Source organism: Desulfovibrio piger (genome assembly GCF_012843875.1).
Classification (GTDB): domain Bacteria; phylum Desulfobacterota; class Desulfovibrionia; order Desulfovibrionales; family Desulfovibrionaceae; genus Desulfovibrio.
In genome coordinates this window covers 130,636-144,447 of the sequence record NZ_JABAFY010000002.1, presented here as the reverse complement: position 1 = coordinate 144,447, position 13,812 = coordinate 130,636, and the positions used below count along the sequence as shown (strand labels likewise).

The window sequence follows — 13,812 nt, the reverse complement described above, 5'->3', positions numbered from 1 at the left end:
GGCGGGGACGTTTTTTGTAAAAACTGTCCCCGCCTTCCCCCGGGCCCCCATCCACCCCTGAAAAAAACTTTTGCTCAGGTCTGTCTGCCGGTCCCCGCCGCTGTCTGGAGAGGGGCAGGCGTGGATGTTGCGGGCTGTTTGGTTCGATCCCGTTTACCAAGGGCGGGAGAGGAGGGGGAGCAATGGGCCGGGGCGCAGTCCGGCAGGCGGCACGGAATCAAAGCAAAGTGCTTGGTATGTGATATTTTATAAAATAAAATCGAATGATTCCCCGGATTTTGGGCTTGCGGCCCGCGGGCGAGGGGCCTATAGTCGCGGACCTCTGCGGAGCTGTTCCGCTGTTTTCTGGCCTTAGAGGGAATGAGGTGCGTCATGTCAGAACATACGCTGCACTATGGTGATATTTCCTGGACCATGCCGGTGGCCGACAAGAACCTGGCGGCCGTGCTGGAATCCAATCCTGTGTCCTTGCCGGTCATGGAACCGGCTCAGGCCGTGCGTGAGGCCCTGCGCCATCCCATCGGCTCGCCCTGCCTGAAGGACATCGTCAACCCCGGCGAGAAGATCTGCCTGCTGGTGCCCGATGTGACCCGCTTGTGGCAGTCGCCCGCGGTCTACGTCCACGTGATGGTGGAAGAGCTCAACGCCTGCGGCATCCCCGACAGCGACATCCTCATCGTCACGGCCACGGGCACGCACCGTGCCCATATGGGCGACGAGCAGGCCCGTCTGCTGGGCGAGGACATCTGCCGCCGTATCCGCGTCATCGACCACGACTGCCGCGATACGGCCCATCTGGTGCACGTGGGCGATACCAGCCGCGGCACGCCGGTGTGGTTCAACAGCTACGCCATAGCCTGTGACAAGATCATCATCACCTGCGGCGTGGTCTACCACTTCCTGGCGGGCTTCGGTGGCGGCGGCAAGATGCTGCTGCCCGGCATCGCCGGTTACGAGACCATCCAGCGCCATCACAAGCAGGCCCTGAACCCCGGCTTCGGCAACGGCACCAACGCCGACGTGCGCAGCGCCAACATGGCGGACACCAACATTTTCCATGCCGACATCTTCGAGGCCGCGGCCATGGCCCGGCCCTGCTTCGGTCTCAATGTGGTGGTCAATGACGATTACCGCATCATCAAGGCCTTTGCCGGTGACTGGGTCCAGTCCCATGCGGCGGCCTGCCGTCTGGTGGACAGCATGGAAGGCGTGACCATCCCCGAGCGTACGCCCCTGGTGGTGGCCAGCGCGGGCGGCTACCCCAAGGACATCAACCTTTACCAGACCATCAAGCTGCTGAGCAACGCCCTGAGCGCCGTGCAGCCGGGCGGGACCATGATCCTGCTTTCCCGCTGCTCCGAAGGCTTCGGCAACCCCGATGTGGAGACGCAGATCTGCGCCTACAGCGACATGCAGGCCCGTGAAAAGGCCCTGCGCAATACTTTTTCCATCGGCAGCTATGTGGGCTTCCTCTTTGCCGAGGCGGCCGAGAAACACAACCTCATCCTGGTGACGGACATGGATGCCGCCCTGTTCGGCAAGACGAAGATGCATGTCTGCCATAGCCTGGACGAGGCCCTGGACAAGGCCCGCCATTTCCTGGGACAGGAGCTGGACGTGCGCACCATCATCATGCCGCACGGCGCCTCGACCCTGCCCAAGCTGGCGGTCTAGCGACCACAGGCTGGCGCGGGCACCTTCGGGTACCCGCGCCGGTTGAAAACGGGTCCCCGCCGGATGCGCGGTCCGTACGCGGGCTGTGTCATCCGGCAGGGGGCGTCTGGCAGGGGATCCGCTTCCCGGAGGAGAGCCCTTTTTTTATGCGGAAAAGGGGGCTCCGGCAGGGCGGCAAGTTGTGAAAAACGACGCAGGCGGAGTGGTCTGCGGATTCAAAAATCCCGCCAGCCCAGAATTGGCGCGGACTTTGGCAAATTCCCTGTCTTGGCGCAGACTTGTAATTTTTTACAATTATTTCAAAATGTTGTAAAATACTTACAAAAACTCTGTGTTGACAGTTGGGGCACCTTTTGCCATCTTGAGCGGGCAGAAGCGCTGCTACGAGCTTCATCGGGAATCCCGTGAGATCCGGGAGCGGACCCGCCGCCGTAAGTCGCAGAACCTGCTCCCCCCGTGTGCCACTGGCAATCGCCGGGAAGGCCGGGAGCAGGGTGACGAGCCGGAAGACCTGCTTCTGCCGCTTGTCCATGGGGACAGCCTCACGGCAACGGGTTTTTGCCGCTGGGAAGGGACGTCATGACACTCTGTCGACGGGCGTCCGTATCTTTTTTCCACCTTTTTTTCGCGATTTTTCAGGGCCTGAGACCTCCCCTACAGGGAGGGTCTTTTGTGTTGACCCTAAAACGGGTCAGGAAAACAAATATCTTTGGATCTGGAGCAGGAAAACATGCTTGCGAGCATCATCAAGCGGGACGGGACCGAGGTCGCCTTTGATTCCGTCAAGATTCTCAATGCCATTACCAAGGCCAACAAGGCGTCCGGCGAGGACATGTCCCCCACGGATCTCCTGTTCGTCACCGAAAAGGTCTGCCGCAAGCTCGAAGCCCAGAACCTCCGCCATGTGGAAGAGATCCAGGACGTGGTGGAAGAGACCCTGATCCAGTACGATTACGCCAAGACCGCCAAGGCCTACATCCTGTACCGCGCCGAGCACACCAAGCGGCGCAACGCGGAATCGTACCTGATGGAGATCTACAAGACCCTGACCTACGCGCCCGCCATCGAAGAAGACATCAAGCGCGAGAACGCCAACATCGACGGCGATACGGCCATGGGCACCATGCTCAAGTACGGTTCCGAAGGGGCCAAGTATTTCACCGACAACTACGTCCTGCCCAAGGACGCCTCGGCCGCGCACATCAACGGTGACATCCATATCCATGACAAGGATTTCTACATGCTCACCGAGACCTGTTGCCAGATCGACCTGATCCCGCTGTTCCGCAACGGGTTCTCCACCGGTCACGGCCATCTGCGCGAGCCCAATTCCATCGAGAGCTATTCCGCCCTGGCCTGTATCGCCATCCAGGCCAACCAGAACGAGATGCACGGCGGCCAGAGCGTGCCGCACTTCGATTACGCCATGGCCGGCGGCGTGGCCAAGACCTTCCGCAAGGAATACCGCCACGCCTTCACCGCCTTCGTGCGCATCAGGACCGGCATGGATGCCGCCCAGGCCGAGGAATTCAGCCAGCAGATCCTGCTGCCCGTGATGCCCGCCATCCGCATGGCCGATGTGGACGAACTGGGCAAGCGCATGGAAGGCCTGGTGGCCGAGAACGAGCGCGATCTGGTGCGTGCCGCCCATGCCTATGCCGCCGAGGAAGCCCTGCGCATCACCGACCGCCGCACCTACCAGGCCATGGAAGCCTTCGTGCACAACCTGAACACCATGAATTCCCGCGCCGGTGCGCAGGTGCCCTTCAGCTCCGTCAACTACGGCACCGACACCTCCGCCGAGGGCCGCATGGTGGTGCGCAACCTGCTGCTGGCCACCCAGGCCGGTCTGGGCAGCGGCGAGACCTCCATCTTCCCGGTGCAGATCTTCAAGGTCAAGGAAGGCGTCAACTACAACGAAGGCGACCCCAACTACGACCTGTTCAAGATGGCCATCAAGACCTCGGCCATGCGTCTGTTCCCCAATTTCAGCTTCCTGGATGCGCCGTTCAACCTGCAGTACTACAAGCCCGGTGACTACAACAGCGAAGTGGCCTACATGGGTTGCCGCACCCGCGTGCTGGGTAACGTGTACGACCCCGACCGTCAGGTGACCTGTGGCCGCGGCAACCTGAGCTTCACGTCCATCAACCTGCCCCGCCTGGGCATCGAGGCCAAGGGCGATCCGGACCGCTTCTTCCAGCTGCTGGACGATCAGATCGACCTGGTCTTCCGTCAGCTGCTGCACCGCTTCGACATCCAGTGCTCCAAGAAGGTGCGCAACTATCCCTTCCTGATGGGTAACGGCATCTGGCTGGATTCCGAAAAGCTGGACTGGGACGAGAGCGTGGCCGAAGTGCTCAAGCACGGCACCCTGACCGTGGGCTTCATCGGTCTGGCCGAGACCCTGGTGGCCCTGACCGGCAAGCATCACGGCGAGAGCGAAGACTCCCAGAAGCTGGGTCTGCGCATCGTGGAACACATGCGCAAGCGCTGCGATGACGAAGCCGCCAAGACGCATCTCAACTTTACCCTGATCGCCACGCCTGCCGAAGGTCTGAGCGGCCGCTTCGTGGCCCTGGACCGCAAGAAGTACGGCGTCATCAAGGGCGTCACGGACCGGGAGTACTACACCAACTCCTTCCACGTGCCCGTGTATTTCCCCATCAAGGCCTTCCGCAAGATCGAGCTGGAAGCGCCCTACCACAGCTTCACCAATGCCGGTCATATCACCTATGTGGAGCTGGACGGCGATACCTGCAAGAACCTGGAAGCCTTTGAGACCATCATCCGTTTCATGCACGACAAGGGTGTGGGCTACGGATCCATCAACCATCCGCTGGACCGCGACCCTGTGTGCGGCTATGTGGGCGTCATCAACGGCCAGTGCCCCCGCTGCGGGCGCAAGGAGGGCGAGGCCGTGAGTCAGGAAACGCTCAAGATGCTGCGCCGCAAGTATCCGCACATGCCCAACTGCTGCCGTTAGTTTCCGTCACTTTTTACCCCAAGAGGAGGAGCCTGGACCATGCTGATGAAATCTGAACTGACCGAGACCAAAGCCGAAGTGAAAATGGTGGGCGAAGGCGTGGCTTTTGAACGCGTGCGCCGCATCACCGGCTATCTGGTGGGGACGCTTGACCGTTTCAACAACGCCAAGCGTGCCGAAGAACGCGACCGCGTCAAGCATGCCTAGGCTCCGCATCAGCGGTATTGTGGAAGAGTCCATCGTAGACGGTCCCGGACTGCGCTACGTGGTCTTCACCCAGGGCTGTCCCCATCATTGCCCGGGCTGCCACAATCCGCAGACCCATGACTTCGACGGCGGAGAGTTCCGGGATACGGACGACATCCTGCGTCAGTTCATGGAAAACCCCCTGTTGTCGGGCATCACGTTCTCCGGCGGCGAGCCTTTCGTCCAGGCCGAGCCCCTGTGCCACCTGGCCGATGCCGTGCACGCCGCGGGCAAGAACGTCTATGCCTACAGCGGCTACACCTGCGAGGAACTCTACAGCCTTGCCCAAAAGATCCCGGCCGTGGGCCGGTTGCTGGACAAGGTGGACGTGCTGGTGGACGGTCCCTATGTGGAAGCCCTGCGCGATCTGGAGCTGGATTTCCGCGGCAGCTCCAACCAGCGTGTCCTGGACAGGGCCGCCATCGAAGCCCTGCGCCCCGTGGAGGCGTGATTTTTACCGGGGTTTCAGCTGGGGGAAGGAAGGGGCGTTTTTTGTAAAAACTGCCCCTTCCTTCCCCCAGGCCCCCATCCAACCCCGAAAAAACTTTTTTCAGGTCTGCATGCCGGTCCCCGTCGTTGTGTGGTGGTAGCTGGCGTCGCAGTCCGTATGTCAAAAGCCTGCCTTGCGCAGGCTTTTTTGTTTTGGGCGCTCACCGGGGATACTCGGAATGCAGGAGCGCAAGGACAGCTCGCGCCATGATGCAAGCCCGGATCAGGCATCCGCAGGAGAAGAGGAGGAATCCCTGTGATGCGCTCTCCGGAGGCTTGGGGCGAACAGCTCCGACATCCGAAAACGTTATGGCGTCGTTCGTCGTCATATGCATGAAGGCCGGATGACGATCTGCCGTCAAAATGGGGATGTGAATTTTGTCGGAGTGCCGACTGGGGAAAAGGGCGTTTTTGTAAGAGCTGGCCTTCTTTCTCCCAGTCCCCCGTCCAATCCCGAAAACATTTTTCTCGGAGCTGTGTACCGGTCCCCCTCGTTGTGCGACGGTGACCGACTTCACAGCCTGTATGTCACACGCCTGCCTTGAGCAGGCGTGTGTTTTTTTGGCGCAGGCTGGTCTTGCAGGGGACTTGCCGAAAGAAAAAAGCCCGGATGCGACATCACAGACAGCGTGGGGCAGCATGCGCCTTCCACAAGAAAGCCCTCCGGGCCTGCAGGCCAGGAGGGCTTTCTTGTGGAAGTATGAGCGGTTTTTGAAGGAGGGAGGGGTGCAGGGGAGGGAGGGAACTTTTTTCCGCAAGGAAAAGTTCCCTCCCTCCTCGCATATCCTCGTTAGTTCTTGAAGGGCGAGATGGCGCGCAGGGTCTTGATGACCTGGGGCATGTTCTCGACCACGAAGTCGATCTCTTCTTCCGTGGTGTAACGGGAGAGGGAGAGACGGACGGAGCCGTGGGCGTAGGTGAAGGGCACGCCCATGGCGCGGAGCACATGGGAGGGTTCCAGGCTGCCGGAGGTACAGGCGGAACCGGAGCTGGCACAGATGCCCAGCTGGTCCAGCATCAGCAGGATGGCTTCGCCTTCCACGTTCTTGAACGCGATGTTGGTGGTGTTGGGCAGGCGGTTCTCGGGATCGCCGTTGACCATGCAGTCAGGGATGGCGGCCAGCAGGCCCTGTTCCAGCTTGTCGCGCAGGCGGGCCACCTGGGTGCGTTCTTCCTGCATGTGCTGCCCGGCCAGCTGGGCGGCCATGCCCAGACCGACGATGTAGGGCACGTTCTCGGTACCGGCACGGCGGCCGCGTTCCTGGTGCCCGCCGCGCAGGAAGGGACGGAAGCGTACGCCCTTGCGCACATAGAGCACGCCGATGCCCTTGGGCGCGTGCAGTTTGTGGCCGGACAGGGAGAGCATGGAGATGGGCTGCTTGCCAAGGTCGATGGCTTCCTTGCCCACGGCCTGCACGGCGTCGGTATGGAAGAGCACGCCCTTTTCGGCGGCCATCTCCGCCATGCGGCTGATGGGGAAGACGTTGCCCACTTCGTTGTTGGCGTACATGATGGAGACCAGCGCCGTGTCGTCGGACAGGGCGGCGGCGTATTCGTCCAGATCCAGACGGCCCTTGTTGTCCACGCCGAGCAGGGTCACGCGGTAGCCCTGGCGTTCCCAGTACTGGGCCACGTTGAGGATGGCGGGATGCTCCACGCGGGTGGTGATGAGGTGGCGCTTTTCGGGCTGGGTCTGCAGGGCGGACCAGATGGCGGCGTTGTCGCTTTCGGAACCACAGGACGTGAAGATGATCTCGTCGGGATGGGCGCCCAGCAGGGCGGCCATGCGTTCGCGGGCTTCTTCCACGGCGCGGCCCACCTGGCCGCCGAAGGTGTGCATGCTGGACGGGTTGCCGTACAGATCCGTGAGGTAGGGCAGCATGGCTTCCCGGACTTCGGGAGCCACGGCAGTGGTCGCGTTGTTATCGAGATAGATGGTCTTCATGGCTAGGCTTCCTCGACGACGATATCGGCTTCCACATGTTCACGCAGGACACGTTCCACCAGGTTGCGGATGGTCACTTCGCTGGAGCGGCACTGGGCGCAGCGGCCGCGCAGGGACACGACCACGCGCTTGCCGTCCACGTCCACCAGCTCGATGTCGCCGCCGTCGGCGGCCAGCTGGGGACGGATCTCTTCTTCGATGGTCTTCATGACCAGCTGCATGCGCTGCACGTTGGTCATGCGGGGCTTGCTGACCGGGCGCAGTTCGGTAAGGGGCTTCTGCTTGAGCTCGGCGGCCAGGATCTCGGCGATCTGGTCCTGGCAGTCACCGCAGGCGCCGCCGGCCTTGGTGTAGTTGGTGATCTCTTCCACGGTCTTGAGGCCGTTCTCGCGGATGGCGCGGATGATCTGGGCGTCGGTGATGCCGAAGCACTTGCAGACAAGGCGGCCTTCCTCATGGGCGTGGGGCACGGGCGTCTCGCCCTTCCACTGGCGGATGGCGGCTTCCAGAGCTTCCTGGCCCATGACGGAGCAGTGCATCTTTTCCTTGGGCAGGCCGCCCAGGGCTTCGGCGATCTCCTTGTTGGTGAGCTTGAGGGCGTCTTCGGCCTTCATGCCCTTGACCATGTCGGTCAGCACGGAGCTGGAAGCGATGGCGCTGGCACAGCCGAAGGTCTCGAAGCTGGCCTTTTCGATGATGCCTTCATCGTTGATCTTCAGATAGAGCTTGAGGGCGTCGCCACAGGCCAGGCTGCCCACTTCGCCGATGGCGTTGGCATCTTCCATGGGGCCGGCGTTATGCGGACGGAGAAAATGTTCATGGACGGCGTTAGTGTAGTTCCACATGCTGTTCTCCCGGATCCTGGCAACAGGATCTTTCTGATTCGATGATGTTTTGCAGGGTCTGGTGGCGCAGGAAGTCGCGGACGTGTTCGTCCAGCTGATGCCAGAAGGCCCTGGTGGAGCAAAGCCCCTCGCGCTGGCAGACTTTGCCGCGTCCGAGGCAGGAAACGGGGGATATCTCGCCTTCCAGATGCAGGAAGACATCCTCCATATTGATTTCTGACGGTGGTTTGGACAGGGCATAGCCCCCGCCGGAACCGCGTACGGCACGCAGGATGCCCAGCGGCTTGAGGGCGCGCACGATCTGTTCCAGATAGCCGGGGGAGATGGATTCCTCCTGGGCTACCTGCCCCAGCTGGAGCAGGGAGTTGTCGGGCTGGGCCGCCAGGCGCAGCAGGAAACGGAGACCGTAGCGGGTTCTGGTGGAAAACTTCATAGCAGCCTCGCTCAGGAGTTTTGACTCTGCATGACGAAGTCGTAGGGGGTTTCCTGATAAACGTAGTAGTTGAGCCAGTTGTTGTAGAACAGGTGGGCATGGGCCCGCCAGTTCATGCGCGGCAGCTGGCTGGGATCGTCATTGGGATAATAGTGGCTGGGCACATGGGGGTTCATGCCGCGGGCCAGGTCCCGGCGGTATTCCGCGTCCAGGGTCCCGCGGTCGTATTCCAGATGACCGGTCATGAAGACCTGGGAGTGATCCAGGCTCTCCACCAGGGTCAGGCCCGCCTCGTCGGATTCGGCCAGGATGCGTAGGTTGGGCGTCCGGCGCACGTCTTCGGCGCGGACTTCGGTGTGGCGCGAATGCGGCGCCGGGAAGTCGTCGTCGAAGCCGCGGAACAGGCGGCAGTCGGGGTGCAGGACCTGGTGGCGGAAGATGCCCGAACGCTTTTCAGGCAGTTCGTACTTGGGCACACCGTAAAAGTGGTACAGGGCGGCCTGGGCGGCCCAGCAGATGTAGAGCGTGGAGAAGACATGCCCGTTGGCGTAGGTCATGATGTCCAGCAGTTCCTGCCAGTAGTCCACCTGCTCGAAGGGCAGATGCTCCACGGGAGCCCCGGTGACGATCATGCCGTCGAAGCTGCGGTGGCGGATCTCGCTGAAGGTCTTGTAGAAACGCTCCAGATGCTGCAGGGGCGTATTCTTGGACTGATGCTCCGCCGTGCGCAGCAGGGTGATGTTGACCTGCAGGGGCGAGTTGCCCAGCAGGCGCAGCAGCTGTGTCTCGGTGGCGATCTTGGTGGGCATGAGGTTGACGATCACGATGTCCAGCGGACGGATGTCCTGGCGGACGGCGCGTTCGTCGGTCATGACAAAGATGTTTTCACTTTCCAGAGCGCTGCGTGCGGGCAGGTCGGCGGGAATCTGGATGGGCATGGCTTCCTCGTTGGTCAAGATGTGTTCCGGAATAAAACATAGTTATCTGCTATGTTTTTGTCAAGGCTATTCCGGGGATTTTTGTAAGGATTTACCTGGGCAGGCGGACGGTGTGGCAATGCAGGGCGGCGTGGCTGCCGGCGGCTTCCTGCGCCTGGCGGGCCAGATGTTCCAGCGCGGCGCAGCAGGGGACGCTCATGCGCAGCAGGGTGACGCTGGCAGGGCGCATGGCGAACAGGCGGGCCAGACGTTCGGCATAGTCACCGTTGTTGTCCAGCTTGGGGCAGGCGATGACGGGGATGCGGCCCTGCAGCCAGTCCGTATGCAGGCCGGGCAGGACGAAGCCGGAGCACTGGGCGGCCAGCAGGACGTGGGCCCCGCTCAGGAAGGGAGCCTGGGGCGGCAGCAGACGCAGCTGGATGGGCCAGCTGGGGGTACGGGCACGCAGGCTGTCGGGGATGTCGTTGTCGGCAGCGGAAAAGAGAGACGTCAGGGCGGGAGCGGCAGCGATGTTGCCGGGGGCGGCGAACGTGCGGGGCCGGCTGCCGGGGCAGCCTTGCGGACGGGCCTGGCCATCGCGGGCGGCCTTGGCAGCCAGGGCGGCCGCTTCGTCAAAGGCTTCGGCCTCGCGCATGACGATGCGCAGGGCTCCACGGGGACAGTTCAGGCAGGCGCCCAGGCCGTCGCAGTAACTGTCGCGGATCAGGCGGGCCTTGCCGTTTACGACGGCAAGGGCACCTTCGGCGCAGTCCAGCACGCACTGGCCGCAGCCGTCACATTTTTCTTCGTCGATCTCGATGATGGGACGTTCCATAACACCTCAGGCTTTCAAAAGGATATCTACAAGTTCTTCGGCATCGGCGGCCACCATGTCCGCTCCGGCGGCCTGTACCTCGGCCGCGCCGCGGAAGCCCCAGGCCACGCCTACGGCCGTCATGCCCGCATTGCGTGCCGTCATCATGTCCACGTCGCTGTCGCCCACATAGGCGCAGTCCTGCGGGGCCACGCCCATGGAGGCAGCCATCTGCAGAAGGACCGTGGGGTCGGGCTTGAGGGGCGCGTCATGACGGCCGCCGCGCACCGCGTCGAAACGGATGCCGGGAAAATGCAGCGGGACCAGGGCACAGGTAAGGTCTTCCGGCTTGTTGGAGAGCACGGCCAGCCGGAGCCCGGCATCCTGCAGGCGGCCAAGGGCCGCGACAAGGCCGGGATAGGGCGTGGTGCGGATGCTGAGGTGGGCGGCATAGTAGCGGCGCCCTTCTTCGGTCAGGGCATCCAGACGTTCCTGCGGTCCCTGGGCCACCACGGATTCGGGCAGGGCCCGGCGCATGAGGATGGGGAAGCCGTTGCCGACCATCCGCCGGTAGGCGCTGACAGGATGGACAGGGTAGCCGTGGGCGGCAAGGACGGCATTGCAGGCGCCGCCGATGTCGGCAAGAGTGTCCAGCAGGGTTCCGTCCAGATCAAAAAAACAGGCTTTCATGTGACCTCCGAAAGATGGGCCGGGCAGGGTGGCCGTCAAGGCAGGACGCAGTATAGCCGCAAAATCATCCGGCGGCAAATGTCATGCCGTTTTCACAAGTCGTGGATAGCCTGCAAATTCTGGACATGGATACGGGCTGTTTGCTATTCTGGAGTCCGGTGGCGGATCTCGCTGCCGTCTGATTTGGGAGGTTATGTATGCCCCGACACGTTTTGACTCTCAACGATCTTGGTGAAGAAGGCTCCTGGCTGCTGGTCCAACAGGCACGCGGGATCCCTGATGCGAAGAGCCGTACCGACTTCATGACGGAACGCACGGCTGTGCTGCTGTTCGCGCAGGATTCGTTCGCCGAGCGGCTGTGCGTTTCGGCGGCTGTGCGGCAGATGGGCGGGTCCCTCGTCTTCCAGGGCGCCACGGGCGGCTGGAAGTCCGAGGTGGAGCGTTACCAGCGCCAGATGCTGGCCGTCATCGACTATTTTGTGGACTGCATGTACGTCTACGGCATCCCCGGTCTGGCCACCTCGGTGGACAGGGACCTGGTGCAGTTCCCCATCATCAATGCCGGCAGCCCTGATGCCCATCCGGCTCATGTGCTGGCCGACGTGGCCTGCATGCTGCGCTATACCCGGGACGATCTCAAGAAGGCCCGCGTAGGCTGGCTCGGTTGCACCAACGGCACCCTGTTCTCCCTCATCGAGGCCCTGCGCTATTTCCCCTTCAGCCTGCAGGTGGCCCTGCCGCCGCTGGAGGACCGTCCCACGCTGGAGACCTATGCCCGTCATTGCGGCGTGAAGGTGGACTTTGTGGATACGCCCCAGCAGGCCGTGGAAGGCTGCAACTTCGTCTATGCCGGTTGCCGTTCGGGACTGGATGACGAGCTGGCGCAGCAGTGGAAGGTGGATGATGCCCTGCTGTCCCATGCCGACCAGAAGGCCCGCGTCCTGCTGGGCACCAGCCCCATGCAGGCCATCGAGGTCGCCAGCGACATCCTTGCCAGCCCGGCATCGCTGCTGCTGTTGCAGTCGGAAAACCGCCTGCGCGTGCACAAGCGCCTGCTGCACTGGGTCTTTTTGGAAAACGAACGGGTCATCTAGCCCCCGATTATCCTTCAGATGTTCACGATGGCTGTCCGGTCTTGCCGGGCAGCCATCTTTCATTTTTGGGGCTCTTTCCCCTTCCTGGGCGGGAGCTCGTTTCCTGGGGCTTTCAGCGAAAGGGGATCTCCAGACGATGCCGGATGATGGGGCGGGGGGCTTCGTTCTCCGGGATGGCCAGAGCCACGGCATAACCATCCCGGCCGATGGCGCAGGGGGCCCACCAGTGTTCGCCTTCGTCCGGAAGGGCTTCCTGGATGCTGGCATGGTGCCCTCCGCTCTCAGCGGAGACGAGCACCCTGTCCAGACCGGTGCCCAGCCCCTTGCCGCATGCTTTCATCACCGCTTCCTTTCTGACCCACATGCGATAGAAGCCGCGGGCATAATCGTCCGGGGGCAGCGCATCGAGGGCCAGGCGTTCCCGGGGATGGAAAAAGTCCGCGATACCGTGTGCATCCACAGCGCTCCCCGTCCACTGGATGTCACAGCCGATGGGGCAGCCCTCACAGACGGCCAGCAGGGCTTCCGTACCGCTGTGGGAGATGCTGAAGGGAAGGTCACGCCAGCAGGGTTTTCCCCACGGACCGTAGGAGAAAACGATGTCGCAAGCCCGGACATCCGGCCTGTGGGCGGCAAGTATGGTCTTTGCGCAGGCCCGGCAGAGAAGAAAGCGGCTGCCGTCGCGGGGCCTGCAGAAACGGGCCCCGCGTTCCAGCTCCTCGGGGGAAAGAAGGGGGCGCGCCCAGGAAATGCCGTTCTCCGCATGGGCCAGGCTGAACCGCCAGAGATGGATGGCGGCCGAGCGGTACACACGTTTGCGGCCGGAACAGAGGACACCTGTGGTCATCAAAGGAACTCCCGGAAGCGGATGGTGACATATTTGAGCATGCCGAAGAGCTGCACGATGGCGATGTTCACACGCGTAGACAGCGTCAGGCCGCTCAACGGCAGGCCGTGGAAGAAAGGAGTTTCGCTCACGGCGGCGAAACGGGGGGACAGGGCCGGGACCTTGTCGATGCAGAACGTCATGGGCGCATTCCTGTTGCCGGAGCGGGCCACATAGCGGTTGCTGATGCGCATGCCGAGGGAGGACACCGCATCGAAAAAAAGCGTCCCCCCGGGAAAACGCCCGCTGAGGAAGGGCAACAGCGCCCCCATCAGGTCCGTGGGCTGATAGTGGAACACTCCGGCTGCCAGAAGGAGGACGCCCCGTTGCCCCGGGGCCTCCACGGCATCCGGCCAGAGGGGATCGAAAATGTCCCGTGCCAGGAGCCTGTGCCCTTTGGCAGGCGGCAGGAGCGCCTGCCGGGCCCGGATGACTTCCGGCAGGTCCACATCATACCAGACAGCCTCGGCCGGGGGCTTGCGGTAGACGGCGGTACTGAGGCCGCAGCCCAGGTTGATGATGGTTCCTTCGGGGTGGCGGGCAAGGAAGTCCCGGACGGTGCGATCGATGTTCATCTCGCGGGCCAGGCAGCAGACCTGGCCGTATTCCTTGAAGGATCTCCTGATCTCCGAGAAATCGAAGTCCAGTTGTTTCAGAACGTCCACGGCGACGGGGTCGTAGGCGGCCCGCGGGTTGGCCCGGCAGGGGGTGGCGCAGCACCACAAGGGGATGAGGAGCGTTCTGGCGATATCGTCCGTGAGGCACGCTTCTATTTTCATGGCAGCTCCGTGGA

General features: G+C 62.6%; 13 protein-coding genes and 1 riboswitch. Of the genes, 5 read left to right on the top strand and 8 right to left on the bottom strand.

The annotated features are described in order from the left end of the window. Window positions 1-372 precede the first annotated feature (372 nt). The 4 genes from HF854_RS01170 (at window position 373) to nrdG (ending at window position 5,357) form a co-directional block, all read left to right on the top strand. The gene (locus HF854_RS01170; RefSeq protein WP_240937623.1) at window positions 373-1,674 is read left to right on the top strand and encodes a lactate racemase domain-containing protein; all 1,302 of its coding nucleotides are present in this window, start codon (window positions 373-375) and stop codon (window positions 1,672-1,674) included. 356 nt (window positions 1,675-2,030) lie between these two features. Further along, window positions 2,031-2,207, top strand: a riboswitch (cobalamin riboswitch). 197 nt (window positions 2,208-2,404) lie between these two features. Beyond that, entirely contained in the window at window positions 2,405-4,660 is a 2,256-nt protein-coding gene (locus tag HF854_RS01165; RefSeq protein ID WP_168934633.1) for an anaerobic ribonucleoside triphosphate reductase, read from the top strand. A 39-nt stretch (window positions 4,661-4,699) separates the two neighbouring features. Next, on the top strand, window positions 4,700-4,867 hold the full coding sequence (gene nrdD, locus HF854_RS01160; RefSeq protein WP_006003899.1) for an anaerobic ribonucleoside-triphosphate reductase: 168 nt from the start codon (window positions 4,700-4,702) through the stop codon (window positions 4,865-4,867). After that, window positions 4,860-5,357, top strand: a complete 498-nt coding sequence (nrdG, locus tag HF854_RS01155; protein ID WP_168934632.1) for an anaerobic ribonucleoside-triphosphate reductase activating protein — start codon at window positions 4,860-4,862, stop codon at window positions 5,355-5,357. The genes nrdD and nrdG overlap by 8 nt, the downstream gene beginning before the upstream one ends. Before the next feature lie 828 nt (window positions 5,358-6,185). Here nrdG and nifS read toward each other — a convergent pair. From nifS to HF854_RS01125, 6 genes are all read right to left on the bottom strand, one after another. Then, the gene (gene nifS / locus HF854_RS01150; RefSeq protein ID WP_168934631.1) at window positions 6,186-7,340 is read right to left on the bottom strand and encodes a cysteine desulfurase NifS; all 1,155 of its coding nucleotides are present in this window, start codon (window positions 7,338-7,340) and stop codon (window positions 6,186-6,188) included. Window positions 7,341-7,342: 2 nt separating this feature from the next. Next, window positions 7,343-8,185 carry a Fe-S cluster assembly protein NifU gene (gene nifU, locus HF854_RS01145; protein ID WP_040368928.1) on the bottom strand — a complete coding sequence of 281 codons (843 nt, stop codon included), beginning with the start codon at window positions 8,183-8,185 and terminating at the stop codon, window positions 7,343-7,345. Then, complete coding sequence (locus HF854_RS01140) at window positions 8,169-8,618, bottom strand: RrF2 family transcriptional regulator (protein WP_168934630.1); 450 nt, start codon at window positions 8,616-8,618, stop codon at window positions 8,169-8,171. Before HF854_RS01140 ends, nifU begins: the two co-directional genes overlap by 17 nt. An 11-nt stretch (window positions 8,619-8,629) precedes the next feature. Then, the gene (metA, locus tag HF854_RS01135) at window positions 8,630-9,556 is read right to left on the bottom strand and encodes a homoserine O-acetyltransferase MetA (RefSeq protein ID WP_168934629.1); all 927 of its coding nucleotides are present in this window, start codon (window positions 9,554-9,556) and stop codon (window positions 8,630-8,632) included. Between the two features lie 91 nt (window positions 9,557-9,647). Then, on the bottom strand, window positions 9,648-10,370 hold the full coding sequence (locus HF854_RS01130; RefSeq protein WP_168934628.1) for an ATP-binding protein: 723 nt from the start codon (window positions 10,368-10,370) through the stop codon (window positions 9,648-9,650). 6 nt (window positions 10,371-10,376) lie between these two features. Then, on the bottom strand, window positions 10,377-11,039 hold the full coding sequence (locus tag HF854_RS01125) for an HAD family hydrolase (protein ID WP_168934627.1): 663 nt from the start codon (window positions 11,037-11,039) through the stop codon (window positions 10,377-10,379). A gap of 197 nt (window positions 11,040-11,236) precedes the next feature. Here HF854_RS01125 and HF854_RS01120 point away from each other — a divergent pair, with 197 nt between their 5' ends. After that, the gene (locus HF854_RS01120) at window positions 11,237-12,133 is read left to right on the top strand and encodes a Rossmann-fold NAD(P)-binding domain-containing protein (RefSeq protein WP_168934626.1); all 897 of its coding nucleotides are present in this window, start codon (window positions 11,237-11,239) and stop codon (window positions 12,131-12,133) included. A gap of 112 nt (window positions 12,134-12,245) precedes the next feature. On the opposite strand, the gene HF854_RS01115 is transcribed toward HF854_RS01120, so the two are convergent. After that, window positions 12,246-12,980, bottom strand: coding sequence for a 4'-phosphopantetheinyl transferase family protein (locus HF854_RS01115; protein WP_006003911.1), 735 nt, complete (start codon window positions 12,978-12,980; stop codon window positions 12,246-12,248). After that, window positions 12,980-13,798, bottom strand: a complete 819-nt coding sequence (locus HF854_RS01110; protein WP_168934625.1) for a class I SAM-dependent methyltransferase — start codon at window positions 13,796-13,798, stop codon at window positions 12,980-12,982. The genes HF854_RS01115 and HF854_RS01110 overlap by 1 nt, the downstream gene beginning before the upstream one ends. Window positions 13,799-13,812: the final 14 nt, after the last annotated feature.

Bases quoted from the DNA above. Each gene is read 5' to 3' on its own strand.
- HF854_RS01130 (WP_168934628.1), bottom strand. From the start codon at position 10,370: ATGGAACGTCCCATCATCGAGATCGACGAAGAAAAATGTGACGGCTGC.
- nrdG (WP_168934632.1), top strand. From the start codon at position 4,860: ATGCCTAGGCTCCGCATCAGCGGTATTGTGGAAGAGTCCATCGTAGAC.
- HF854_RS01125 (WP_168934627.1), bottom strand. From the start codon at position 11,039: ATGAAAGCCTGTTTTTTTGATCTGGACGGAACCCTGCTGGACACTCTT.
- HF854_RS01170 (WP_240937623.1), top strand. From the start codon at position 373: ATGTCAGAACATACGCTGCACTATGGTGATATTTCCTGGACCATGCCG.
- HF854_RS01165 (WP_168934633.1), top strand. From the start codon at position 2,405: ATGCTTGCGAGCATCATCAAGCGGGACGGGACCGAGGTCGCCTTTGAT.
- HF854_RS01140 (WP_168934630.1), bottom strand. From the start codon at position 8,618: ATGAAGTTTTCCACCAGAACCCGCTACGGTCTCCGTTTCCTGCTGCGC.
- metA (WP_168934629.1), bottom strand. From the start codon at position 9,556: ATGCCCATCCAGATTCCCGCCGACCTGCCCGCACGCAGCGCTCTGGAA.
- nifS (WP_168934631.1), bottom strand. From the start codon at position 7,340: ATGAAGACCATCTATCTCGATAACAACGCGACCACTGCCGTGGCTCCC.
- HF854_RS01115 (WP_006003911.1), bottom strand. From the start codon at position 12,980: ATGACCACAGGTGTCCTCTGTTCCGGCCGCAAACGTGTGTACCGCTCG.
- nrdD (WP_006003899.1), top strand. From the start codon at position 4,700: ATGCTGATGAAATCTGAACTGACCGAGACCAAAGCCGAAGTGAAAATG.
- HF854_RS01120 (WP_168934626.1), top strand. From the start codon at position 11,237: ATGCCCCGACACGTTTTGACTCTCAACGATCTTGGTGAAGAAGGCTCC.
- nifU (WP_040368928.1), bottom strand. From the start codon at position 8,185: ATGTGGAACTACACTAACGCCGTCCATGAACATTTTCTCCGTCCGCAT.
- HF854_RS01110 (WP_168934625.1), bottom strand. From the start codon at position 13,798: ATGAAAATAGAAGCGTGCCTCACGGACGATATCGCCAGAACGCTCCTC.